The sequence below is a fragment of the Acinetobacter marinus genome (assembly GCF_900096915.1).
Classification (GTDB): Bacteria; Pseudomonadota; Gammaproteobacteria; order Pseudomonadales; family Moraxellaceae; genus Acinetobacter; species Acinetobacter marinus.
This window is the reverse complement of record NZ_FMYK01000020.1, coordinates 1-2,611: the sequence shown is the minus strand read 5'-3', so window position 1 is coordinate 2,611 and position 2,611 is coordinate 1. Positions and strand designations below refer to the sequence as shown.

The following is a 2,611-nucleotide window of genomic DNA, read 5'->3' as shown; positions in this document are numbered from 1 at the left end:
TGACCGCAATCCTTAACGCTGTATTAAACCCGTTGAATAATCATGGCAATACCTTGCCCGACACCAATACACATTGAACATAAGGCATAGGTTCCACCTGACTGTTCAAGCTGGTTCAATGCTGTGGTGACCAAGCGTGCACCTGACGCACCCAGTGGATGACCAATCGCAATTGCGCCACCATTTGGATTGACCTGCGTGGTGCCATCCGCTAGACATAAATCACGGGTCACTGCCAATGCCTGTGCTGCAAAGGCTTCATTCAGCTCAATCACATCCATCTGTTCAATACTGAGATTGGCTTGTTTGAGTAACTTCTTAATCGCAGGTGCGGGCGCAAAACCCATGATGCGTGGTTCAATACCAACCGTGGTTGAAGCAATGATTTTGGCACGTGGTTTTAAGTTGTATTGTTGCACTGCCTCATCTGAAGCAATCAATAGCGCTGCTGCACCATCGTTAATGCCTGAGGCATTGCCCGCAGTCACCGTACCCTCTGCAGAGACCACACCTTTGAGTTTGGTTAATGCTTCGATAGTGGTCGAGGCACGTGGATGTTCATCGGTATCTACAACGATCGGATCACCCTTGCGCTGAGGAATAATGACAGGGATGATTTCGTGCTTAAAAAAGCCATTGGCTTGTGCTGCCGCAGTACGCTGTTGACTGTTTAAGGCAAATTGATCTTGATCGGCACGGTTGACATCAAATTGTGTCGCCACATTTTCAGCGGTTTGTGGCATGGTATCCACACCATACATGGCTTTAAGTTTTGGATTGATAAAGCGCCAGCCCATCGTAGTATCTTCGATCTTTTGACTACGTCCATATGCACCTTCTGATTTCCCCATCACATATGGCGCACGGCTCATGCTCTCCACACCACCAGCGATGATCAGATTTGCTTCACCTGCTTTGATGGCACGTGCTGCCATGGCAATCGCATCCATAGATGAACCACAAAGACGATTCACTGTGGTGGCTGGCACTTCAACAGGAAGCCCTGCAAGCAGTGCCGACATACGTCCGACGTTGCGGTTGTCTTCACCTGCTTGGTTGGCACAGCCGTAGATCACATCATCGACTTGCGTCCAATCCACAGTTGCGTTGCGTGCCATCAAGGCTTGTAGTGGTACTGCACCGAGATCATCCGCACGCAGCGGGGCAAGTCCACCTGCATAGCGTCCAAATGGAGTACGAATGGCATCAATAATATAGGCGTTTTTCATCTTGTTTCCCTGTATTTACAATCCCTCCTGAGGAACAATGTTCCGCAAGTCCCTTTAGTAAAGGAGTTCCCCTCTTTCTTAAAGAGGGGTTAGGGGAGATTATGAATTATCCTTGTGTTGCATCGATAAGCGTTGCACCTGTTAAGCCTTGTAGTTCCGTAAAACTTAAGCCCTCGACTTTTTCAATGACTTTTAAACCCTCTGCGGTGACATCAATCACGCACAGGTCGGTATAAATCCGATCGACACAGTGTTTGCCTGTCACAGGATAGGTCAGTTCAGCAACGATTTTGGCTTCACCCGTTTTGGTGACATGGTCGGTGGTGATAAAGACTTTTTTAGCACCGACGGCTAAGTCCATCGCACCGCCCACCGCAGGAATCGCATCAGGCGCACCTGTATGCCAGTTGGCAAGGTCGCCATTAGCAGCCACTTGGAATGCACCAAGTACAGCGATATCTAAATGTCCACCACGCATCATGGCAAAGGAATCGCCATGATGGAAAAAGCAGCCACCTGTTTGCATGGTGACGTATTCTTTACCTGCATTGATCAGTTCTGGATCTTCTTCACCTTTGGCTGGTGGTGGTCCAAAGGCAAGTAGTCCATTTTCAGAATGTAAAAACACATCTTTGTCGGCAGGCAGGTATTTGGAAATTTTGGTTGGCAGTCCGATACCGAGATTGACATAGGCACCATCAGGAATATCTTGTGCCACACGCTCGGCGATTTGATCACGGGTCAGTTTGTTATAGCTCATGTGCTTATCCTTATGCGCTCGCTGTATTGTTGTCTACAGGCGAGGTCGGTTCGACTTGAATGACGTGCTGAACAAAGATGCCTGGGGTGATGATGTGTTCTGGATCAAGTGCACCGAGTTCGACCACTTCTGAGACTTGGGCGATGGTAATGTCGGCTGCCATTGCCATGATTGGTCCGAAGTTGCGTGCAGATTTACGATAAACCAAATTGCCCCAGCGATCGCCTTGTTGCGCTTTGATCAATGCTACATCGGCTTTGATTGGATATTCTAAGACATAATCTTTGCCATCAATGTGACGAGTTTCTTTGCCTTCGGCGAGCATGGTGCCGTAGCCTGTTGGGGTAAATACTGCGCCAAGTCCCATGCCAGCGGCTTGGATACGGCAAGCGAGGTTGCCTTGAGGGACGATTTCGAGTTCGATTTTGCCTGCATGGTACAGTTCATCGAACACCCATGAGTCGGATTGACGTGGGAAAGAGCAGATGATTTTACGCACGGCGCCTGTTTTTAGTAGCTTTGCCAGTCCGTAGTCGCCATTGCCAGCATTGTTGTTGACGATGACCAGATCTTTGACACCCAATGCAATCAAGCCATCAATCAGTTCTGCGGGCTGTCCTGC

At 48.9% G+C, this 2,611-nt stretch carries 3 protein-coding genes; all 3 read right to left on the bottom strand.

Annotated elements, in window-relative coordinates:
- Nucleotides 1-23: 23 nt before the first annotated feature.
- Nucleotides 24-1,229 carry a 3-oxoadipyl-CoA thiolase gene (gene pcaF, locus BLQ60_RS13915; RefSeq protein WP_092621880.1) on the bottom strand — a complete coding sequence of 402 codons (1,206 nt, stop codon included), beginning with the start codon at nucleotides 1,227-1,229 and terminating at the stop codon, nucleotides 24-26.
- A 106-nt stretch (nucleotides 1,230-1,335) separates the two neighbouring features.
- Nucleotides 1,336-1,989 (bottom strand): 3-oxoacid CoA-transferase subunit B, encoded by a 654-nt coding sequence (locus BLQ60_RS13910; protein WP_092621877.1) that lies wholly within the window; start codon nucleotides 1,987-1,989, stop codon nucleotides 1,336-1,338.
- Between the two features lie 10 nt (nucleotides 1,990-1,999).
- Nucleotides 2,000-2,611, bottom strand: a 612-nt coding sequence (locus BLQ60_RS13905; RefSeq protein WP_092621874.1) for a 3-oxoacid CoA-transferase subunit A, incomplete at its 5' end; no start/stop codon positions are given.